The sequence below is a fragment of the Sphingomonas arabinosi genome (assembly GCF_036663715.1).
Classification (GTDB): Bacteria; Pseudomonadota; Alphaproteobacteria; order Sphingomonadales; family Sphingomonadaceae; genus Sphingomonas.
Genome location: NZ_JAXOJN010000020.1, coordinates 1 through 22,912, shown reverse-complemented (window position 1 = coordinate 22,912; position 22,912 = coordinate 1). Strand labels below are relative to the sequence as shown.

General features: G+C 55.0%; 17 protein-coding genes and 1 pseudogene. 8 read left to right on the top strand and 10 right to left on the bottom strand.

Features of this window, described 5'->3' with window-relative positions; all coding sequences use genetic code 11:
* Positions 1–122 precede the first annotated feature (122 nt).
* Positions 123–275 (top strand): annotated as a pseudogene (locus U1708_RS18970) (mannose-1-phosphate guanyltransferase); the annotation flags it as partial.
* A 336-nt stretch (positions 276–611) separates the two neighbouring features.
* On the opposite strand, the gene fcl reads toward U1708_RS18970, so the two are convergent.
* The 4 genes from fcl to U1708_RS18950 all read right to left on the bottom strand — a co-directional run bounded on the left by fcl (position 612) and on the right by U1708_RS18950 (position 4,708).
* Positions 612–1,556, bottom strand: coding sequence for a GDP-L-fucose synthase (fcl, locus tag U1708_RS18965; RefSeq protein WP_332747708.1), 945 nt, complete (start codon positions 1,554–1,556; stop codon positions 612–614).
* 14 nt (positions 1,557–1,570) lie between these two features.
* Positions 1,571–2,698 carry a GDP-mannose 4,6-dehydratase gene (gmd, locus tag U1708_RS18960; RefSeq protein WP_332747707.1) on the bottom strand — a complete coding sequence of 376 codons (1,128 nt, stop codon included), beginning with the start codon at positions 2,696–2,698 and terminating at the stop codon, positions 1,571–1,573.
* A 785-nt stretch (positions 2,699–3,483) separates the two neighbouring features.
* On the bottom strand, positions 3,484–3,939 hold the full coding sequence (locus U1708_RS18955) for a hypothetical protein (protein WP_332747705.1): 456 nt from the start codon (positions 3,937–3,939) through the stop codon (positions 3,484–3,486).
* Positions 3,940–4,279: 340 nt separating this feature from the next.
* Entirely contained in the window at positions 4,280–4,708 is a 429-nt protein-coding gene (locus tag U1708_RS18950) for a hypothetical protein (RefSeq protein ID WP_332747702.1), read from the bottom strand.
* Between the two features lie 500 nt (positions 4,709–5,208).
* Here U1708_RS18950 and U1708_RS18945 point away from each other — a divergent pair, with 500 nt between their 5' ends.
* The 6 genes from U1708_RS18945 (at position 5,209) to U1708_RS18920 (ending at position 14,287) form a co-directional block, all read left to right on the top strand.
* Entirely contained in the window at positions 5,209–6,630 is a 1,422-nt protein-coding gene (locus U1708_RS18945) for an O-antigen ligase family protein (protein ID WP_332747700.1), read from the top strand.
* 125 nt (positions 6,631–6,755) lie between these two features.
* Complete coding sequence (locus tag U1708_RS18940; RefSeq protein ID WP_332747698.1) at positions 6,756–7,472, top strand: polysaccharide biosynthesis/export family protein; 717 nt, start codon at positions 6,756–6,758, stop codon at positions 7,470–7,472.
* Between the two features lie 16 nt (positions 7,473–7,488).
* The gene (locus U1708_RS18935; protein WP_332747696.1) at positions 7,489–9,741 is read left to right on the top strand and encodes a GumC family protein; all 2,253 of its coding nucleotides are present in this window, start codon (positions 7,489–7,491) and stop codon (positions 9,739–9,741) included.
* Complete coding sequence (locus tag U1708_RS18930) at positions 9,704–11,020, top strand: hypothetical protein (protein WP_332747695.1); 1,317 nt, start codon at positions 9,704–9,706, stop codon at positions 11,018–11,020. Before U1708_RS18935 ends, U1708_RS18930 begins: the two co-directional genes overlap by 38 nt.
* A gap of 14 nt (positions 11,021–11,034) precedes the next feature.
* Complete coding sequence (locus U1708_RS18925) at positions 11,035–12,321, top strand: hypothetical protein (protein WP_332747694.1); 1,287 nt, start codon at positions 11,035–11,037, stop codon at positions 12,319–12,321.
* Between the two features lie 232 nt (positions 12,322–12,553).
* Entirely contained in the window at positions 12,554–14,287 is a 1,734-nt protein-coding gene (locus U1708_RS18920) for a hypothetical protein (RefSeq protein WP_332747691.1), read from the top strand.
* A gap of 30 nt (positions 14,288–14,317) precedes the next feature.
* On the opposite strand, the gene U1708_RS18915 is transcribed toward U1708_RS18920, so the two are convergent.
* From U1708_RS18915 to U1708_RS18890, 6 genes are read right to left on the bottom strand one after another with little or no spacing between them, the layout of a single operon-like run.
* Complete coding sequence (locus tag U1708_RS18915; protein ID WP_332747690.1) at positions 14,318–15,220, bottom strand: glycosyltransferase family 2 protein; 903 nt, start codon at positions 15,218–15,220, stop codon at positions 14,318–14,320.
* Complete coding sequence (locus U1708_RS18910) at positions 15,217–16,323, bottom strand: glycosyltransferase family 4 protein (RefSeq protein ID WP_332747688.1); 1,107 nt, start codon at positions 16,321–16,323, stop codon at positions 15,217–15,219. The genes U1708_RS18915 and U1708_RS18910 overlap by 4 nt, the downstream gene beginning before the upstream one ends.
* On the bottom strand, positions 16,320–17,297 hold the full coding sequence (locus tag U1708_RS18905; RefSeq protein ID WP_332747685.1) for an NAD-dependent epimerase/dehydratase family protein: 978 nt from the start codon (positions 17,295–17,297) through the stop codon (positions 16,320–16,322). Before U1708_RS18905 ends, U1708_RS18910 begins: the two co-directional genes overlap by 4 nt.
* Entirely contained in the window at positions 17,294–18,553 is a 1,260-nt protein-coding gene (locus tag U1708_RS18900; protein WP_332747683.1) for a WcaI family glycosyltransferase, read from the bottom strand. Before U1708_RS18900 ends, U1708_RS18905 begins: the two co-directional genes overlap by 4 nt.
* Before the next feature lie 32 nt (positions 18,554–18,585).
* On the bottom strand, positions 18,586–19,581 hold the full coding sequence (locus U1708_RS18895) for a hypothetical protein (protein ID WP_332747681.1): 996 nt from the start codon (positions 19,579–19,581) through the stop codon (positions 18,586–18,588).
* Positions 19,574–20,602 carry an STELLO glycosyltransferase family protein gene (locus U1708_RS18890; protein WP_332747680.1) on the bottom strand — a complete coding sequence of 343 codons (1,029 nt, stop codon included), beginning with the start codon at positions 20,600–20,602 and terminating at the stop codon, positions 19,574–19,576. Before U1708_RS18890 ends, U1708_RS18895 begins: the two co-directional genes overlap by 8 nt.
* Before the next feature lie 165 nt (positions 20,603–20,767).
* Between U1708_RS18890 and U1708_RS18885 the strand changes: the two genes are divergently transcribed.
* Positions 20,768–22,180 (top strand): MATE family efflux transporter, encoded by a 1,413-nt coding sequence (locus U1708_RS18885; protein WP_332747678.1) that lies wholly within the window; start codon positions 20,768–20,770, stop codon positions 22,178–22,180.
* Positions 22,181–22,912 lie beyond the last annotated feature (732 nt).

The following is a 22,912-nucleotide window of genomic DNA, read 5'->3' as shown; positions in this document are numbered from 1 at the left end:
GATGCAGCCTTCCAAAGCGCGCTGGCCGAAGAAGGTTTCGAGGCCTTCCTCGACAAGGACTGACGCACCAGCCCCGCTCCGATAGCTCTCAATCCGCGGCCTCTATCGGATGCGTACGCAACGTGCTCGCGATCGATACGAAGAACTGCTTCGTCCGCAGCGACGGCGGGCGTGTCTCGCTGGTCGGGGTCGAGGATCTGATCGTGTTTGCCAGTGGCAACGACGTCCTAATCATGCCATGCGGTCGCAGCCAGGAAGTGAAGAAGCTGATCTAGGCGATGAAGAAACGCGAGGACGCGTTATAAGAGGTTTTATCATAACCGAATAACTGATCTACAATTAAGTTAGATCAACTGTAAATGTAAGATAGGGATGCTAGCAGCTTCGGTTCCATCAAAAGCTAGTCTATAACGATGAGCGGCGAGCACATAGCTATATAATAAAAACCCTAATTATAAATTCTTATAAATAAGGTTTAAGAATAAATAATAGAACCTCAGAATACATAGCAGCTTTGTCCTAATGAGGATATCATCAGACAAGTTGCAAGCGAGTTTGGTTATACGACCGCCCCTCCCAAAAAGGGGGGGCGGTCCGGATTGTTGCGAAGTTTAGATCGCTACATTGGCACGGAACCAAGCGTAGGTCTTTTTGATCCCTTCGGCGAGGACGACGGAAGGCTTCCAGCCCATTGCTCTCAGCCGCCCCGAGTCCATCAACTTACGCATTGTGCCGTCTGGCTTCGATGCGTCGAAGCTAATGCGGCCGGTAAAGCCTGTAACGTCTGCAACCAGATGCGCGAGTTCACTGATGGTCACGTCCTCGCCAAAGCCGACGTTTATGTGGCTGAGCATTGGCTCGGTGTTTGCTTCGTATATTTCTTTGTCGAGATCGAAGACGAACAGCGAGGCTTCGGCCATATCGTCGACATGGAGGAATTCACGGTATGGCGTGCCCGTACCCCAGATCACCACCTCTTCAGCGCCGCTGGTTGCCGCCTCATGGAAACGGCGGATCAACGCCGGCATCACATGGCTGTTCTCGGGGTGGAAATTATCACCCGGGCCATAGAGGTTGGTTGGCATTACGCTGCGATAGTCGGTGCCGTACTGACGGTTGTAGCTTTCGCACAGCTTGATGCCGGCGATCTTGGCGACCGCATACGGCTCGTTGGTCGGCTCCAGAACGCCGGTTAGCAGCGCGTCCTCGCGCATCGGTTGTTCGACCGCGCGCGGGTAGATGCACGAGGAGCCAAGGAACAGCAGCCGCTGTACTCCGGCGATATAGGCCTGATGGACCACGTTGGCCTCGATCATCAGGTTCTCGTAGATGAAGTCGGCCGGGTAGGTGTTGTTGGCATGAATGCCGCCCACCTTGGCCGCGGCCAGCACCACTCCGTCAGGCTTCTCGCTTGCGAAGAAGGCACGCACCGCGGCCTGGTCGGTTAGGTCGAGTTCGGCATGGGTGCGCGTGATCACCTCAACGCCGCGCTCGCGCAGTTTGCGTGAAATCGCTCCGCCGACCATGCCGCGATGGCCCGCCACGTAGATGCGCATGGGATGTTGCTCCATCAGCCTTCGACCGAGACCGGAAGATCGTAGCCATGCGCCTTGAGCAGGGCATGACGCTTGGCGGTGTGAAGATCGGCAGCGACCATTTCCTGGCACATCTCCTGCACGGTGATCTCGGGGACCCAACCGAGCCGGTCCTTGGCCCTCGTCGGATCGCCGAGCAGCGTTTCGACTTCGGCCGGTCGGAAATAGCGTGGATCGATACGAACAAGGATGTCGCCTGCCTTGACCGCGGGCGCATCGTCGCCCTCGACCTTGTCGACAATACCGATCTCGTCAACGCCTTCACCCTCGAACCGCAGCGTGATGCCGAGGTGCGCGGCCGACCAGGTGATGAACTCGCGGACCGAATACTGCACACCGGTGGCGATGACGAAGTCTTCCGCTTGTTCCTGCTGCAGCATCATCCACTGCATGCGGACATAGTCCTTGGCGTGACCCCAGTCGCGCAAGGAATCGATATTGCCCATGAACAGGCCCGTCTCCAGGCCCTGCGCGATGTTGGCAAGGCCGCGGGTAATCTTGCGGGTCACGAACGTCTCGCCGCGACGTGGGCTCTCATGGTTGAACAGAACGCCGTTGCAGGCATACATGCCGTAGGCCTCACGGTAGTTGACCGTGATCCAGTACGCATACAGCTTGGCGACCGCGTAGGGCGAACGCGGATAGAACGGCGTCGTCTCCTTCTGCGGGGTTTCCTGTACGAGACCGTAGAGCTCGGACGTCGAGGCTTGGTAGAAGCGCGTCGTCTTTTCCATCCCCAGGAAACGGATCGCCTCGAGCAGGCGCAGCGTGCCGAGGCCGTCGACGTCGGCGGTATATTCGGGTGCCTCGAAGCTGACCGCGACATGGCTCTGTGCGCCAAGGTTGTAAACCTCGTCGGGCTTCACCTCGCTCAGGATGCGCGTAAGGTTGGAGGTATCCGACAGATCGCCGTAGTGCAGCTTGAGGTTGGGCTGCGGTGCATGCGGATCCTGGTAGATATGATCGATGCGCTGAGTGTTCAAAAGTGAAGCCCGACGCTTGATGCCGTGAACCTCATAACCCTTCTCTAGCAAAAACTCAGCAAGATAGGACCCGTCTTGCCCAGTTACACCAGTTATAAGCGCTACTTTTTTACCACTCACTACAATTTCCTCGTATACAAATCATGAAAAATGGCCGGCTGTTTACTAGTTTACCGCGCGCTGGAAAAAAATGGTAGATTCTTTACTTAGTTAACCCTGATTTTCATCGGGAGAAACTGCGCAAGTGTGATCAGGACGATAATTAGATGTCGGCTTGGACGACCTTACGCGTAGGGGATTCCCTTGATTAGCATGCTGCATGCATATCGGGCGACGCATGCCTTAACAACGAACAGCGCTTTTACGCCAGTATGACGAAAGCTGCCATAGCGATCGGCGACATGATCTCCCTGCCGCTGGCCCGGGGCGGCGGGGGGAGCTCCCTGTGAAGGGCTGGTATCTCTTCTGGTAATCGGGCGGGGCAAACATCGAGAAGGGCAGTGCCACTTTCAGTATGCAGGCAGGACGCCAAGGGCTAAGCCCCGGTGTGAATGGAGACTCCAATGTCGAAATACCTCATGGTCATGGCACTCCCCTTTCTTGTGGCAGGCTGCATCGGCGGTCGCCCCCAGGCAGGGCCAGGTAAGGTGCCCAAAGATATTGATTCTGCAGGGTATTCATCACTTGCGGCTGTAGACGTAGCAAACTGCATCACAAATTCCACGCGTCAGGCCGCAACAAGAGAAGGTTCTGGCTATAGGATTGCGCTATCCGGCGCGTCTTACACCATCGAGCCGACCTCTACAGCAGGCAGCTACACGACCCAGGTTCTTGTACGCGGTCAAGCGAGCGATACGGAACAAGTATACGCTGTTGCCCGATGCATGGCGGGGGGGGGCAGCTAACTAGTTGCCTCCCTTCGAAAATGCTTCGGCCTCAGTTTTCGTAGCCACTCTAGATGCACGATATTCTTGTGAAATCTTGCGAACTTGCGCCGGCTTTACCTCAGAAGTAGCCGTTTTGGCGGCAGGTGGTTTTTCCGAAGAAACAGCATCCGGGTCTTGCTGATTGGTGTTCGGCGCATAAACTGCTAATTCAACCGCCTCGAGACGTTGTTTTAACATCGCCATTTCAATAGTCTGAGGATTAACCTTCAGTGCTTCAACTTCAGATTGTAGTGCGTCAATTCGCTTGTTCGCGGCAACCAAGCGCACGGTTGCTTCGATCCCTGAAACGTCCTTTTCTAGCGCTACGTCCTGCGCTGTCTTACTAGGCGTCTTCGATGGCGAGCGCATATCGCTATCGCATCCGGCGAGGCCAAGCAGCGTGGCAAATGCGAAACAAGAACCATACCTGATCATTTCAATCAGGTGCCTGAGGTCAGGTGGTTCAGCAAGGCTTTGTTGCGTGCAAGATGAATCCCGGCGAAATTTCGCTGGTGCGTATCCAGGTGGAGCACAACGCAACGACAATTAGCTCGCGTATTGGACGTGCGTCGTGCTCATGTCATATGATAAACTGCCACAGTGTCTCTCGAAAAAGTTTGCCATCTAGAGGATTTGTGCACAGATTCGATCAATATCTTTCCACGGAGCGGAACAAAACGATTACCGAAAGAAAAGATAAAGTATTATATAGTTTATACTATCAACGTAATTTACGTTTAACTTATTGGAGCAGATTCATTAATAGCTCCATTAGCTAATTAATATAAGGTTCTGCCTGCGTATCTCGTAATTGCGTTTCTGCGGCAAGAAGTCCGTTGTCATAATCGGTTAGTCCCGCTTCAAAACTATCGCGAAGTTTACAATCATCTCGCCGCCCTAGATCGCTAGAACGGTCAATCAAAGTATTGTCAGAATTATTATCGCGCCATTCGTGCTCAAAAATGCGTGCGAAGCGGACTTTTAATTGAGAGAACTGTGCCTCGCGCTCAAGTAGGCGCCTGTAGCGTTGTTCGCTTGTGCAAATAAACCTACGAGCGAGTTCCCTGCCGTCGTTAGCACTCCGCAGCGCAATATCTGCGCGCTGCTCAGTAAGCGTACTTGGAGCAATGATGACGTCAGTAGATGGCGATTGGCCAAGGAGCAGGGCAATCGCCAGCGCGGTATCAAGCAGCATGGTGCTCATGCAAACTTGATATCCAGATGGTGACTTTCATAGCCGCGAGCAATCATTTCGTGCAATCTGACCTCCATTTCCAATCAAGCGCCATCAAAGGATAAGCGTCGCACGGACAGATTTGGTCTCGCCCGACTGTCAACGCCTTGCGCTCCTCATTGACCAGCGCGGGCGCTACCGCCGCGCTGAGTATCCGGCGATGTTCCGCAACCCGCGCAATTTTAACGCAAAGCGTGTGCATGCCGTACGCTCCTTATCCGTTTTGTGCGATAGGCGCTGTATCGTGAGGCTTGCGCAATTTGGCGCGGGTTCGCGTTGGCTCAAACCGCGAGCTTGCGCGACATTATGACTCATGCGCTCGGCCTGCCTTGTGGAATATAGGAGGGGACATTTTGCGAGTTGCCCTACAGCGAAACCCCGGACTGGAATAGCCGGTAAGGCGCTAGACGATGTTGCGTGATGTCGTATCACCCGCCACAGCGTGTCATGATGAAATTTAGGCTCAGGTAATGAACGTTTTTATTCGGTCCATGCGAGGTGAGTGGCAGCTGGCTCTGCTCGCAGCTTTCGTGCTGAGCTGTGCGGTATTTGGTGGCTCATCAAGGCCCGATAATGCGACCATGCTGATCGTCCGCCCGCTAGCGGTACTATATATAACCGTCATCCTTGCGCTTCCGCGCATTCGGTATTGGCAGGGGCTCGTGTGGCCTATGGCGCTTCTCGGTGCCTTCGGCGCTGTGATCGCGATCCAGTTGATCCCATTGCCACCGTCGGCCTGGAGCGTATTACCCGGTCACGCACGTTTCACAGAAGCGGCATTGGCCTTAGGAAGGCCTCAGCCTTGGCGTCCAATCAGTGTGTCACCCGACATGACATTAAACGCACTCCTTGCGTTGCTGATCCCGCTAGCCGTGCTGGTTGGTGCCGCGGGGATAGAGCCAAGGCAACGAACGCGGCTGATACCGGTATTGCTGATTGCGATGATCGTGAGTGCTCTGTTTGGGATCGCGCAGATGGCCGGCTCGGCATCCAGCCCGCTTTACCTTTATCGATACACGAACCGAGACCTACCCGTAGGGCTGTTCGCCAACCGCAATCATCAAGCCGTTTTCTTGGCAATGGCCTTTCCGTTGCTGCGGGCTTGGACCGTCTTGCCGAGCAAGATTTTCGCTGACCCTCGACTGCGCGGCTGGCTGGCGGGCGCGTGCGCCTTGCTGATACTACCAGTCGTACTGGCAAGCGGGTCGCGGTCAGGGCTTGTTCTAACGCTTGTGGCGGTATGTGCGACGTCGGTGATCGCGCCTTGGGACTTGGGTTCTATTCTATCGCCAGTGGACAAAAGATCTAAGCATGCTGACGCGCAGCGTACGATACGGCGCAGAAGGTTGTTAGTTGCGGTCGTAATTACTACTGTCGTATTGGTGACGGCTAGTGTTGTGTTTTTCGGGCGCGCATTATCAATTACCCGTATTGGGCAGCTCGATCAGGCTGAAGCGGACCTCCGGATACGGTTCTTACCAATCGTATGGTCAATCACGAGAGACTTTTTCCCATTTGGTACTGGTTTCGGTACATTTGATCCAATGTTTAGATTGTATGAGCCATTCTGGGCGCTCAAGCCAACGTTCTTTAACCGTGCGCACAACGACTTCCTTGAGCTCCTTATGACGGGTGGTTTACCAGCTTTGCTCGTACTAATTATACTTATCGGCTTCATCGTGTCCCGCTTGCGTGACGTTGTTGGGGCGGGGTGGCGGCACCGGTCGACCGTCACTACGAAAGTTGGCATTGCACTCGTAATGTTGGCATTTGCGGCAAGTCTTACTGATTATCCGCTACGGACTCCTGGGATGAGTATGGTATTTGCGCTTGCGATGGTTTGGCTAGCGTCGCCTATCGAAGGCAAAAAGGACCGAACGTTGCGTAGCTGAGGTAGGTAAAACAGTAGCGCGATACGTCGTGGCGCTGCGGCGTTGCCTTGCGGTGTGGGGCTCACTAAGGAAGCTTGTCGTTCGCTGCGTTGCGGCGACCGAGAAAAAGGCTTTGTTTCAAACGTATGAAAAACGAGCGGTTATTAGGCGTGATGGCGGCGGTGCTATCGTTAACGGCTTGTGCAGACGGGCCAGCGCTCGTTGGACGTCAAGGCTTGACGATCGTCCCTGACCAGACCGAACTCCCGCCCCCGGCAACGGTGGACCTGATTTCGCAGCCGCGCGCTTACGTGATCGGCCCACTGGATCGCCTATCGGTCGACGTTTATGGCGTTCCTGAATTGAGCCGTAGCGTACAGGTCGACGCCAGCGGGAATATCGCTATGCCCCTCGTTGGTTCAGTCGCAGCTTCAGGCAAGACACCCACCGTGCTGGGAACTGAGATCGCCCAGCGACTTGGTCAGCGTTACGTACGTAATCCACAAGTGACGGTAAACCTTACCGAAACCGTGAGTCAGGTTGTAACTGTAGAAGGCGCCGTTCGTACACCGGGGCTTTACTCTGTGACCGGGCGAATGACGCTTATTCGAGCAATCGCCCGAGCTGAGGGAACGACGGAATTCGCTCGAGAAAACTATGTTGTAGTTTTGCGGCGGGTTAACAATCGGGACATGGCGGCTCTCTATGATTTGCGCGCAATCCGCCAAGGAATGTACGCAGATCCGGAAATATATGCCAACGACGTTGTGATGGTAGGAGAGTCCGGCGCTCGACGCATATTCCGCGACGTTGTGTCGGTATCGCCGCTACTGGCGGCCCCTCTCCTTGCAATCCTGCAGTAGCGGGACGGAAGCGGATATGAACACTATCAATTCAACGCCCGCCAACGCGCAGGCTTTACCGGCGCGTCAGCCAGCAACCGTCCGTAATGCAGGATCAGCCTTGACGGACTTCAACGCCAGTAATGCTGGTGGCGCGATGCCGATTATCTCGCGGTATCTCTCCATCGCCCGGCGAAGGAAGTGGTATATCCTAGGAGCAATTGCGGCGGGACTACTATTTGGTCTCATCGTTACGTTGCTCATGACCCCACAATATACCTCCTACGCGACGCTTGAGATCCAGCGAGAGACTCGAAACTTTACGCAGGTCCAAGGCGCGCAGGCGGACGAGCAAGCTAGCTCAATCGACCAGGAGTTCTACGAGACCCAGTACGGCCTCCTGCGAACAAAAGCGCAAGCCAGCGCCGTGGTTGAAGCACTGCGTCTACAGGACGACGTGAAATTTTTCGCGATGTTTGGCGGCGAGGACGGCACCTTATTTACCAACGGCCGTCCAGTCGGCGGCAACCGGACACGCGCTGTTCGGATTGCCGCAGCAAGCAAGATCCTCCTTGATCACTTCGCAGTTTCGCCCGAGCGACTGTCGCGCCTCGTTCTTATCAGCTTCACGAGCCCCGACGCGACATTCTCAAAGAAGGTCGTCGACGCGTGGACAGCGCAATTTGTATCGACGACCTTGGCGCGCCGGTTCGAAACCACAGCTTATGCGCGGCGCTTTTTAGAACAGCGGCTGGCACAATTGCGCGCGAGAATTGATCAGTCTGAACGGCAGCTGGTCAACTATGCTGCGCAACAGGGTATCGTAAACCTCCCCGCGTCGACTCCCGCGCAGGGCGATAACGGTTTATCGGGTGAACGCTCCTTAGCCGCAGACGATCTGGCAACCATTAATCGTGAGCTGGCACGTGCAACAGCTGATCGTGTGCAGGCAGAAAGCCGATTGGGCGCGGTAAATGACTCGCAAAATACCGTGAGTAGTGCGCTGCCGCGATTGCGGGAACGACGTGCGGAAGTCGCTGCAGAATATGCTCGTCTAATGACCCAGTTTAAGGCGGACTATCCTCCAGCGGCGGCTCAGCAGAGCCAGCTGCGACAACTCGATCGCGCAATCGCCACTGAAGAGGGGCGTGGCCGTCAGACGCTCCAAGAGAATTATGATGCAGGGGTAAAGCGCGAGCGGGATTTGCGTGCTCAAGTCAACGCTCTAAAGTCCGGCGTTCTCGACACCCGTCGACGTAGTATCCAGTATAATATCTATCAGAGAGACGCGGATACAAATCGCCAACTTTATGATGCTCTGCTTCAGCGCTATAAGGAAATTGGGGTAGCTGGCGGTGTTGGCGTGAATAACATCTCGGTAGTTGACCCGGCAGAAGTCGCTGAGAAGCCATCAAGCCCCCGTTTGCTGCTGAATTTGATCGTTGCACTGATTGCAGGAACTGCGGTTGGCCTGGGTCTGGCGTTCGCCATGGAGCAGGTGGATGAGGCAATTGGCGACCCATCGGAGGTCGAGGAGATACTCTCTACACCTCTACTGGGTACTATCCCTGTTACGAACCAAGCTCCGGTTATCGCACTTGCTGATCAAAAATCGGATCTTAGTGAAGCGTACATTTCTCTGAGAACCACTCTTGGCTTCGCGACCGACCACGGGGTGCCGAAGGTATTTGCAATCACCAGCACACGCGCTGGTGAAGGCAAATCGACTACCAGTTACGCGCTGGCTCGATCCCTCGCACGGCAGGGCCGTCGTACGATTTTGATCGATTGTGATATGCGCTCCCCGTCAGTGCATGAAGAGTTGGGAATCCCGAACGACCAAGGCGTAAGCAATTACCTATCGGGCGGCGTTTCCGATGCATATGCTTTGGCGTATCAGAGTGATCATGACGGACTGTTCGTCATGACTGCTGGTCCGACGCCACCAAGTTCGCCTGAGCTTTTGTCTGGGGAACGCTTCCCGAGGCTCCTAGAGGAACTATCGAAGCAATTCGACCATGTCGTGCTCGATGCTCCGCCGGTAATGGGGCTCGCCGACGCGCCGCTTATCGCGAGCCAGATCGAAGCTACCGTGTTCGTCATCGAGTCCCACGGCACCAAGAAAAGCATGGCTCGGGTCGCCATTGGTCGCCTGCGCGCTGCAAATGCTGTCATCCTAGGCGTGGTATTGACGAAATTCGACGCAAAGCGGGCGCATTATGGGTATGGCTATAATTATGGAGCCACCAGCTATGGCTATGGCGGCCAAGCATCCGGTAAGCGTGCCTGACCGTACGCGCCACGCCCGAACGAGTTTCGGCGCTGCGCGGGTAGCGACGGTGCTCGTGAGCGGCGCCGTCGCTTTGCTAGTCACGTTCGCGGCGACTTCAGCTCAAGTTTCGGGGCGAAGTAATCCAGAGATGGCGCTTCGTATGTGGCCATTTGCGGCCGGTGCGGCGTCGCGCCTTGCGGAAGCGCGTCTCGTCAGTGAAACTGGATCGCAGGGGGTTCAGGACGCACGTGACATAGCGACACAGGCATTAATGCGCGAGCCAATTAACGTAGTTGCGGCGCGCGTTGTTGGCTTAACCGCCGGATTAGAAGGAAACGAGAAGCAAAGCCGTCGACTACTCAACTATGCCGAGATGCTGTCACGTCGTGATATCCCGACACAGATCGCCCAGATTGAAGTTGCCGTTGCCGACAGTGATATTGTTAGGGCGCTACACCACTATGATACTGCGCTGCGTACGGACGACGTTGCCGACCAGTTGCTAATGCCGACGCTGGTTGCTGCGTCGAGTGCTTCCGATGTTGCTGGCCCGCTAGCGTCGATCATCTCGAAACGTCCGCCGTGGCGCATGCGTTTTCTATACGGTTTGCTGACCACAGACCCTTGGCCATCGACGTTGATACCTTTGGTTACAGCTGGTCGACTTAATATTAATGAAGCCCTTGAGCGCGACTTTCTGAACAGGACCGTTGCCGGATTAGTGGCCCGTGGAAAGCTGACGGAGGGCGCGCGATTTTACGCACGCGCCACGGGAACGCCTTTCAGCGCTATGACGGGGGCTGTGCGGAACGGAGACTTTGCACGCGAGGATCGGGTTGCGCCATTTGATTGGTCGATCGTCGACGAGCCCGGATTAGCCGGCGTAAAAGATTTGGTCGATCCCGCTGTGTTGCGTGGAGCATCGTTGCGTAATGCATTATCGCTCAGTATCGAGCCGGGTAGATCGGGCGTAGTTGCCCGGCAGCTGCTTTTACTCACCCCCGGAAAACATCTGTTACGGTTTACTGTAGGCAGTGTCGATGCCTCCGACCGGTCAAGCGTGACGTTGGTATGCAACGGAACGGATGCGCCGATTGCGGCAATACGCCTTCCTATTGCTCCCAATCGGTCTAGATCTGTCAAGGCAGACATCGATGTGCCAAAAGGATGCCTAGGGCAATGGATCACGATTGAAGCTGCAACGGATATCAATGCGTCTGCGAACCAGGGAACGCAGCCGTGGGTTAGCGGCGTTGAGATTACACAATCTGGGGCGGTATCTGAGGGACGTTCGTGACCTGGATACTACTGATGGTCGTTTTATGGCCGCTGGAACTTGGGGCGATTGTCTGGGCAATTCGTCGAAGCGGATTCTTGCCGTTTCCGCATGGCACGATGATTTACCTGTTCACAGGTCAAATCATGCTGGCATTACACGCGTATGGAGTTCTGTTTTATAGTTTTCTCCACGTATTTTCGACCTATGCGTATATTCATTTCTTTCCACAGATGTTTTTACTTCAAGCGGTCATGTTGTTTTCTCTTTGTTTGGTAGTGCCTAAGTCTCAGGTTTCGATTAGTGCCGCCGTTCAAAATATCAATGTCAACGAAACGGTCTTTTTTGGTCTAATTGTTTTGTTGTATGCCTGTTGGGGCATAGTTTTGGTGTCACTAAACTGGTCGGTCGTATGGAGTAACAGCGTTTATCTAACGATGACGGACCCAAAGCAGGCGTTGCTTATTAATAACGCCTTTACGCGACTGGCATTCACGTTGGTTGGCCCGCTTGGCATCGTTGCTGCTGCGGCAACCGCGTTCACCTTATGCTCGGGGCGCGCTCGGCTAGGCATATTTCTACTGCCGGTAACAATATGGGCGTTTATATTTTTCCTCGCAGCGCATTCACGGTCGGCTTCTGCTTATCTTATTCTAGCAGCGCTGATCGCAGCCATGTTCCCACGAACGCGGTGGGCAACGCTTGTCCTTGGTGGTCTCGGATTTCTTACAACGTTGTCGGTCTTGTGGGGGCGGGGGTCCAATAACCATGGATTCTCTTCGCTGTCCCAGTACTTTTCGAATATCGGAAGGTATTATAAAGTTGCGGGGTTGGACGCTCTTTCGAACATCTACGAGGGCGTATTTACGACGTCGGAGTATTTCTCGCATAACTTTAGATTTGATCCGATATATAAGAGGCTTTCGTTATCGCCGCTCTTCAGTTTTATTGATGGGTATGATTCGGTCCGTGAATTGTACGCAATCCGACTGAGCTACTTCGTGCCGAACCCGGCGGTAAGCGAAGTCTTGTCCTTTGGCCCAACGTATGCGGCAATATATTTTGGTGTATTACTCTTCGCGGGTTATCAGTCTGCCCTATTGGTTGTGCGCCGCCCAGGCCTTGTATCGCTTGGCTTGAACGCCTTGGTCATGTTGGGTAGCTATCTTCAGTTCGCCTACGATACGCGCGGAAACTTCAGATCCTTTTTCTATATTGCAGTCGTATGTTGGTTCCTTAATCGACGCTGGCAGCCGGAAGATGCTGCGGCATTAGACCTTGATGGGTCTGATCGCGAGCCGCAGGCTTACCATGCCGGCTGATGGCCCCGAGGATACGGCGCGCGATGTGGCGTTACCCCGCCGCACGATTTTGGCGGCTGCGGCTGGTGGGCTAGCATCTGGTCCCTTGTGGGCGCAGGCTATAAAACAGGCTGCTCCCCCGGTACGAAACGATACAAGTATACCGTCGGAGTCCGTTGCTAGGTTCGGCACTGTAGGCGACGGGCGTTCGCGCGCAGCTGATCAAGTTGGACTCGCTGACGCCGTTCGTGCGGTGAACCGATCAGGCCGCTATGTCGCCGGAATAGGGGAAAGCTATTGGGGTCATCCACAGGACGGCCTTTTTATTCCCGCAGGCGTATACGATGCGGGCGACCTCAAGGTTGCGGGAAACACGTCGCCATTTTCCGCTTTGTCTATTTGGGCAATCCCGGGTTCAGTGGTTATTCGAATTCCTGACGGTCAATATCTTTTCGAGACGAGTGAGCGACTTAACTGGCTCTACGTCTTCGGCATTACGTTTGTTGGCGGGAAAGGCGCTTTCCAACATCGTTTTACGGGCGCTAATGTTAATGGCCGGTTCGTTTTTGAACGATGTGTGTTCGACAATTATACCGAATGTGCCATTGGCAATAATGCAATTGACCAACCGTATCTCGAAGTCCGCGGATGCACATTCATGGCCGCGCCGAAGAGCCGGGCAATTGGTATCGCGTGGGGGGGGTATGCCGATGGGTCGGTCATCGAAAGCAACGCCTTTCTTCGTAATCGCTACCATGTGAAGCTGGGACCCGATCCTAGCGGAAGCGTTCATATTGCGCGCAACGACTTTCTACGGTGGGATAGGGATACCGCGCTAGACGCGGCGATATGGCTGGTTCCTGCAACTCGAGTTGGCCGGTTCGACACGAACGCGGGTTGGGGCACCATCATATCCGGCAATAAGTTCGGTAATGAGAATATGGCGCCGCACGACATTCGCTTGCTGGTAGCGCGCGAGGGTGCCGGCGCTAACCGTCAAACTCGTGCCCACATGGAGAAGTTCGACGCTGGTGGTGGCAGCGGTGCATTCTTGGCCGGTGTAACGATTGAGAACAACCGAGTGGCGGCTACAGCAGCTACCGCTTCACCGTTCATGCGCAGCTGGATCGCGGAAGTGCGAAACCTGTCCTATCTTAACAATCGTCATGACGGGGGGCTGCATAGCTGGCTGTGCGAGTTCATGGGAACGCGCTCGAGTGATTATGCTAACCTCAACTGGACGGTCCGGTTAGACAATGCCGGTAGCGTACTGGGCAGCTCGCCGTTCGCAATGGGGGTGTCCAATGCTTTGATCGGTCCACAGTGGGACCCTGGAGCAACTGAAGGTCTGGCCGAGGAGACGATGCTTTTTGGAGCAGGAGGCGATGATACCTCATTTGTATCGCTTGCGGTAGCGGACCGGCCGAACGCTTTCACGGCAACGGGTAAAGACGTGATGTTGCGGCCCGTCCCCGATCACAATGGCCATTTGCGTGCGATCGACGTCGGCGGGAGTCCACAATCGGGCATATATGGCCTGCTGAGTGGCACGGTGGCGCAGCGCATGAGCTGGATTACCTTAGATTTGCGTCGTGGTACGGGCGCTGGGGGTAAAGCGATCACCGTACGCATTTTTAACCCCGCGACCGGGGTCACCGCCCGGCAGTTGCGCTATAATCTGCCGAGCGATTGGCGGCGCGTGAGGGTACCTTTCACCTTACCAGCATCGATCAAGCCAGAAGGGTGGCAATTTTTGATACAGGGCGCGGACTCACAAGCGCCGACATCCTTCCGAGTTGCGCGCCTATATGTGTATCATGGTCGTGAGCCTAAACCCGATGCCCATGTCACGACACTAGGTGATGGCAAGTGGGACGGGAGCCACATCGTACTAGGGCGTACGCATTTGTGGGAAGAGGCCGGCGCCCTATATATGAAATCTGACGGCCCCCCGAATGGACCTACCGACGGAAAGAGGCTTGGCTAGAAGGCAAGCATGCGACAGGCAGTTCGCTTGCTAAAGATCAACAATCCGTTCCGGCTTGGCACTGCCGCGGAGAAGTTCGAATATGGCTCGAACATTACCAGCTAGTCGACCACGATAGTCAAATAGCGGATGGCCTTTGATCGAGCGAAGGCTGTTAGACGTTAAAGCCCGCGCTACTAGTACTGCTGCGAGTCCTTTTGGGCAGGTGCCCTTACCTGCCAGGTAAAGAGGATTAATGATTTGTGAGTATCCGTAACGGCGCCCGCTCACGCGCGCGCCCTTTGACCCTAAATGCACGCCTACGCAACCTTGTGCACTAACGAGCTTTCCTGATCTCGGATCGGCAACCTGGCCTGAGAAGTCAAGATCCTCTAGCCAACCGTACAGCGGTAACCGTTCGTCGAAATTCGCACGACCGAATACACTCGTACGCACCGCCATGTTACACCCATATAGTCTCGGGACGCGTGCAGTAGAGCCGCTTACCGGCCGCATCCATTCAGCGATTGCTGTCACCGCCTCGTCCTCACTGATCGCCGCGCCGCGCGCGCCGTCACGTAGCACCACGCCGGTTAGCCCCTCGACGGTCGACTGTACTGCGAACACAGCTGCTGCCTCTTCCAGCCAATGCGTTTCAGGCCGAAAATCGTCATCGAAGAACGCAATGACATCAGGGGCTTCTGACGCACCGCTCAGGACGTGGCGGACGCCGACATTTCGCTGGCGGGGAAGCCCTGGTTCCGGTGCCACGATCGTCTCAGGGTTTAACGGCAGGGTAATGGCACCGCCCCAGTCATCCGGTGAACTGCCGACGATCACAATGCGCTCGGGTTTACGAGAACCGTGCGCGAGCCGCTCTAGAAGAACTTTGACTTCTTGCGCACGTCCGCGCGTGGCAACCACGACAGCAATAGTGCAGTGTGCGGAGGTCATGACCCGTGCTCCAGCGGAGAGGTCAACAGGTCCAGTAAGGCGTCATATTGTTGGATCGAGTACGCACAGTCTTGCCGGATATCCTGCTGGATCATGGCGGCACGGAGCTGACGGTCCATTGGCGCTCCTGCTTCACCAATGATCCATTTGCGGGCGAATTCCGTGAAATTATCATTCCGTGGGCAAACCGCCCCTCGTATGCCTGTCACAACCTCGCGGATCACGCCACGATCGGTAGCAAGGACGGGCACTCCTGCCGCCAACGCTTCGTAGACCACTAGAGGTGCTGCTTCCTGGCGGAACTGGGTCGGGAACAAAAATATGTCGATTGCTCGATAAATATCGCGTTTAGCAGTACCGGAAACCTTTCCAACGTGTGTCACACGTTCCCCGTGTCGCACGCGCAACTCGTCAATTCGCGAAACAACATCGTCATCAAGTGCGGGGCCAGCGAGAAGCAGTGTGGCGTCCTGTCCGCTAGCGCGTATGGCATCGAATGTATCGGCAACGATGAAGAAGCCTTTGTCGGCACACAAGTTGCTCAAATGTCCTAGGCGCAGCGTTTCCGTGCGCTGGAAACTGGTAAGTGTGGCGGCCTCTTCAGCGACAAATCGTGCGTTTGTCGCAATGAGCTGATTAACGGTTCCATATCGGTCGGCAAAGCTGGTCGCCATGCCGTCGGTTAGAAACACGTGTACTGCCTTGCTACGCGTCGTATCCGTGAGGAGTGCCATCGGACGGCTATGTTCTTCGATATAGCGGCATGAGTGATGATGGATGACGATTTGGCCGAACTTGTTGGCAGCCGTACGTAAAATTCCGGCCGTATACCACGCGCCGGCGCCCGCGTCGGGGACCACGTAAAGCACACTTTCTGGCGCTGCCAGTCTATAGGCGGCTTTCCCCGCTCGCCAGTTTGCGCGCGCACGTTGCGCGTGATATCCTAGGCTGCGGCTATGAGCGAGCGCAGGTCCGGAAATATCAAGTGCTACCGCTTCGGCGCCCCGCGTTTTAAGCGCCTCGAAAACCATTTGGTTGACAAGGGCTGCGCCACCGACAGGGGGCGGAAAGCTGCCAACCATTACGACTTGACGCAGCGTCATCGGTTATATTCTTCCGCATGGTACTTCCGCAACCATGCCACCGTTGCAACAATACCCTGCTCAGGTGTCAGAGTACCGCGACCAAGTACACGAAACGTCTCGTCCATCGGAACAGGATAGTCTGTTGTCATGCGGTAAAGGCGACCGCGATCAATTGGCGCTGGGCCACCTATGCGTTTAACGATTTCTCCGATACCAGCCAGCAATCGCAAGGCACTACCGGGTACACGTCGGGTTGGTTTGCCGGTCAATGCCAGACTAAAGCCGTCAAGCCATCCTGACGAGCGTGCCGGTGCGTCGCCTAGATAAAAGATTTTGTGATTAGTTTCGGCCGGATTGGCAGCGGGTACAGCAAGCAATTGCGCAACCACGCTTCCGACAAAGCCATAAGCTCGGACTGGGTCTATACCAGTTGGTAGCATGTACCAGCGACGATTAAGGTAGCGCCAGATAGATTTGTGGAAAGTTGCATGCCATGGACCCCAAACTGTTGCTGGACGAACGATGGTCCAAGCAAGATCGTTGGCTTCCTGCCACAAGATTTCCTCAGAATCAGCCTTACTCTGTCCATACGCAGTGTAGGGGTGATAATCCCGAGAATGCGTTGGTACATATTCCGGACCAACAACTAGCTGAGTAGAAGCGTGAATGAGTAGGGGTGGGGGGGTGCAACTGCGTACAGCAGCAACAACGTTACGCAAACCTTCTGTGTTGGGTAGCATAGCTTCGACTGACAGCGAGATATCTGCTACTGCCGCGAGGTTATACACCACATCGGGTTGAAACTCGACTATGGCCCTTTTTAGCACCGCGGCATCAAGTAGATCGGCGCGCTGCCAACAGGCAGCGTGCCTGGCCTCTCCAGGCTGTACTATGTCTAGGTTCAGGACAGCGTCGCCACGCTCGAGAGCCGCCTGTACGAGATTAGTACCGATGAACCCCGAGCCACCAGTAATTACAATGCGTTTAGTCATCGTACAATTTCCTTTGTGTGAGTACGACGAGCTTCAACGGCGATCGTCAGATCGTTAACGAATGCAGCGACGATGCGGTCTTTGTTCCAAGCGTGCTCGGCGCGAGATCTCGCAGCGTTACCAAAACGCAGCCTTAATGGTTCACAATCAATTAGCTTTACTATCGCATCAGCGAAAGCCGCCTCATCTTCAGGAGGAGTCACGAGGCCGCATCCCTCGACTTCACGGGCAAGGCCCGTATCGGCCGCGGCCGTCGCAACTACTGGGCGTCCAGAGGCGAGTATGTTTGTCAATTTAGAAGGGAGAACCAAATCCGCTGCGTCACCTTTCTGTGGCAGCAAGTGGATTGTAGCGAGCGCCAAAAGGTCCGATAACTGTTCTTTGGGCTGCAGGTTTGCGATAACGATATTAGGTGCGCCAGCTGCCTCTCGTTCTAGAATAGGTTTGTTGGGCCCATCGCCACATATCACGAATGTCAGATCGTCGCGGTAGGCAAGTCTTTTTGCGGCAGCCACGACTATCTCTATCCCCTGTTTATTAGCGATATTGCCGGAATATAGCGCGACATGCGGCGTACTAATGCCCCAAGCATGGCGAAACGAGGACGTGCCATGTGGCTGGGGTAGAATTTCCGCTAAGTCCGCCCAGTTGCGTATCTCATGGACCCGACTTGGCAAAACCCCTAACTCAACGAGCTTACGGCACATCTCGATGCTAATGCTGCTAACGTTGTCAAACACCCGCATGATGCCTTGCTCGATAGCCCTAGCCAACCGAACAACGCGCGACCTTTCCGGCAACAGTCCGGTTGCAACCGCAGCTTCGACTTCAAAGTCTTGGACATGCAGCCAGGCGACGGCGCCGCCCAACCTTGCTGCCATCCAACCGACAGGGGCAGCGGCTAGAGACGGCGCGATACACAGGACGACATCAGGACGCCAAGTCAGGCCCTGCCAAACCGTCGGCGCGAAGGACGACATCATGAAACTGACATGGTGCAGCAATCGCCGTATTCCACTAGGCGTGCGGGGAACATATAGAGGACAGCGTAGGAGGCGTACGCCGTCCTCCTCTTCGTGTCGCCACCACGATCCCTTATACCGTTCTGGTACATGCCAATCCGGGTAATACGGCTTTGCGGTCACTACGCGAACCTGATGACCCGCACGTACGAACGCCCGAGCCAAATCGCCAGTATAAACCGCAATACCGATCTTCTCGGGCGGGTAGTTGATGCCTAAAACTAAAATTCGCATAAGCTATGTGGCGAGTGACGCCTTCCTGACGGTTATCGCCACTGACTAAGCTTCACAGGATGAACGTAGAGCCAGTTTTCTGGGAACTCTTTCATCAGGCGTTGCCATTCGTTGCCATAACGTGCCGCGAACGCAGGAGTTTCCGCGGGATCCCAAAACTCGGTGCCCCGCCAAGGAAAATCTGCACGCCGAGGTGCATCAGCCTCGGCGAAACGAGCACCAGGCATCATTTCCGTTATCACGGTATCGCAGGCGAGCGCCAAAGCAGTTGGAACTGCAACTTCCGCAAAAAGATCGAGCGCGGCGAACACACCACATAGATGCGCAAATTGCCGTATAGCGACGGCCGGAACGACAAAAAAGTCGGCGTAACCCATGAGCAGCGGATAATCGCTCGGTTTACCGCGCAGTTTTGCCATCCACAGGGCAGTGAGGTAGCCCGCCGCCGGCAGTATTGTACCTAGTACATGCCGCGCTTGCGCTGTCGAACGGATCGTCGGAACGTGATCGGCCAGATCCATGGCGGCAAACTTGGCACGTGCCTCGTTTTCAGGTGGTAGCTCAGCTCGCCAGTCAAATCCGTCTCCATTGCGCTTCAAGGCAATGGTTGCTGGCAATGCCCGATGCCAAGCGTAGCGATTGGCATCGAGAGGAGCGAGCGACTTAATGTATCCGGCGCCAGGCGGTAATCCGAGTTCGCGGACAATATTATCGGCGTTGAACCGCGGATTTAAGACGAGATCATCGGAAATAAAAACGTAGTGTGTAGCGGTGTCATCAATGAACGAGGCTGCACCCTGCGCAACATGGCCGCTGAAATGCCAGCTTGTTTCGTGCACAGCACATACGTCAGCGCGCTCCGACCTTGCGAACGGCATAAGATACGTCCGTCTTGGGAAGCGGTCTGCGTAGAGCGCATCAAGCTTGTCGAGGTTGCGCTCGAAACGATGATTGAAGAGGAAGACGGCACTCGCATTGTCCGGAACGCTCTGCGCCGCCTCGATCTCCATCGTATTGATATTACGCAAGAACGGTCGCCAAATCTGCCAGCCAAGCGTCAAGCAGGGGGAGTTCCGCCTCGCCAACGTGCCCGCCTTCGACGAGCGCACGATAGCAAAGCCGCAGGTTCTCACCCATCGTTGGAAGGTCGGTGCCGGGGAGGATCGTCAACGCGTCGAGCGCCTCTGCAATCTTACGATTGCCGAGATATCCGCTGATTTCGTCTTCAAAATCGCGCATCAAACTGTGGTCGTTGCGGTCCTGGACAACGGTCGCTTCGCGGAACAAAATCGACCAGCCATTCGCGCCAGCAATCCGCTGAGCGACAAAGCTACGCCAAATGTCCGTCATGCGAAAGCTGCAATGAGCGGGTAGATAGAGTAGCGGGAAAGCTTCACGATAATGGATCGTGTTTTGGCTGTTATACGGGCACCACGAGCCGCTCGACAGCGCAACACGCACCGATTTATCAAAATAGAATGGGAGAGGAAGCGCCAGCCGATAAATCGCGTCGACGTCTGGATTCTCGTCCGCGAGCCCCTGCTGGATTGGAATCCGTACGGACTGCGGTTCTGACAGCGCGGGCAATGCAGCGTTGATTTCATCTAGCGGCAATCCACGGGGCCAGATCAGGGCATCGGTAAAGTAGCGATATACGTTGACCCACCCACCATCAACGACCGCGGGCAAGGTTGTTTCAAGCGGCAAGGCTTCGTAGAAGTTGGGGCCTGGCAGATTGTCATCATCGGTTTCAATGATTTGCTCGACGCCGCTCTGAATCGCCAGCAGGTACCCAATATTCTTACGAGCATAATGGCGCGTAGGACATAATTTGACTGTTTCGTATGGCAGTGTAAGCTGCGTGTCATACCCGTAAAACTGGCAACCTTCTAACTCGAAACTGTCCGGCGACTTGGTATCGCCGATAACATAAAAATCTAGACCTCGCTCAGCGCAGTCGGCTGCAATAGCGCGCATAACCGCGTTGGGCGCGGCGATCGAGGTGAGCACGACTGCGGCTTCTGGACGGGCTGGATTTTTTTCTGCCATGGTTCTTCCAATATGATTTGGTTGGCGTCTAGCTGGACAAGGGGCGGCTTGACCAGCCTCAATCGATCCAACGCGGCGCCAACGCTCTCCAAGCCCGTTAGAGATGGTTGACTTGCCCTAGCAGGCGCGCCAAGCGCCGCTCCCGCATAGCAAGATTGTTTGGCAATGACTGATATCCCGGGCGCAGCGCAGATCGCAGCAGTGCAGATCGGCCGACAAACTGTTCTACGCCGCCTCGCCAATAATGGCGCCGCCGCGTCAATTATCGAGGTGCTGTTAACCGGCGGTATATTATTGCTCGCGTTTCGAATTGTTATCTCATCGTCTTCGCTTAAACAGTTCGGAGTATGGGCGCTGATACAGTCACTAACGTCGGTCATTAAAATGGCCGATGTAGGAATAGCTGGAGCGCTACCGAAATTTATCGGACAGATGAGCGTGAGTGACCGAAGTAGACGGATTTGGCCATACATAGATACCGCAATAATCTTTACATTTCTATTCTACATCATAATTGCTTCGGTCGCGTACTATCCTATTGATCTACTTCTTGCACGAAATCTTGAGCCTGATCAAGTGCCGCTTGCAAGGGTGATGCTACCGTTGGTTCTAGGTAATGCGATATTGTGGAGCGTTAGCAGCGTGCCGATCGCCGCTCTTGTCGGTATTCGTGAGGGTACGCGTAAGAGCGTAATAAATGTGGCTGGATCATGCGTTATGTTAGGCTCGGCTGTTATGCTTGCGCCACGCTTTCAGGTAATGGCGTTGGCCATTGCACAATCCATTCAATTCTGTTTTTTAATCATTGCGGCTTGGGCATGTCTGTCCCGTCGGCTGAACGCAGTCAACTTTCGTTTTTCGCTACGCTTTGATTTCGCGATCATTCGTGAGACGATCGGTTTGTCGCTACTGACTCAGGCCAATACGGCGATGGCGCAATTTTATGACGTTGTGGTACGTCTCGTTCTTACGCGCGCTGGCGGTACGGCCAGCACCGCAGTGTATGAACTCGTCGAACGTGTGTTTCAGCCGGTTCGTGTTTTACTAATCGGGCCAGCATTTTTGAGCGTACCCGTACTTGCGCGTGCTTTCGTACGAAAACGCTTTCGCGCGATCCGGCGTATTTATGAACGTCAAGTTGTACTGATTGCCGCAGCTGCAATCGTTGTTTATACTGGTGTTGCGGTCTCTGCGCCCGTTGTGTCCTATGTTCTGTTGAATAGAGTAGATTCAAGCTTTTTGACTGTATTCTTCATCGACTGGATAGCGACATTTGTGTATGTCTTGTGTATTCCCGGAATGTTATTCGGACCGGCGTCGGGTCGGTTGCACTATAATCTTATTGGGAACGTTGGACAGCTGGCGGGAAGCGCGTTGGTCGGAACATTGCTTGGTGAAGTATACGGCCCCTGGGTAGCACTTGGTGGTATTGTTTGTGTTTATATATTGGCATCCGTATTCCAGTCTTACGCTAACACGGGAAAGATCGGTATTGCTATGTTGCCTCGTCGACAGTTACTTGTGAAACTTCGACAATCCGGAGGATTGAAGCTTTTGTTTCGCCCCATAATGAGTTGACCATCTGTTGGCGAAGGGGCTGAATTTGCGCTACGCGGCTAGATGTATGTTTCGCTGCCATCGTGGCGACAAGAAGCGTCGTTCTATCGGTGCAATCGGAGATAGTAGCGAGAGTATGCTAGGGCACGTTTAGGTTATTTATCGCTAATGTACCGTTGGACTAATGCAACAGAGTGTTTAGCACTTAGTGTAACAGGCAGGCTACACCGATCTCGCGAGGTGTAGCTGAGCACATTATTGTCCGACGTCGTCGGGTTCTCAAACCGTATACTTTCTTACTTTGCCCTGTGGTGACCGAGCACCGCATCTAGGCGATAGGTTCCGATCGTCGTGATGCTACCAGTTGGCGCAATCGGGTGTAGCCGCATGTATCGGCGTCATTGGTCGAGCGACGTGCCGGCCGGCCAGTGCGTTGGTGTGCTTTGAGCGCTCGCCTCGCGGCTCGCCACCGCCCCGTAGCGATCAGTGGCGAGCGGCATGCTTTCGGCACGCCGCTCCGACCGACCTGGACCTTTAAGTGGCCCGTATCGGCCGGCGCGCGCTCCCACGCCAGCGTTTCACAGACGATGCCGTCGAGATCAGCGTGGCGCGGCGTCCGGTCGAGTTGCTCCAGGATCAGAGGTGGCCCCGGTTGTCTGAACAGGCTCGCGGTCTGGATAAGTGGATCGCCGCTGGTTGATCATGCCGCTGCGAGAAGCGGCTGGTCGAAGTATACCTGGTCCGGTGTCCTGG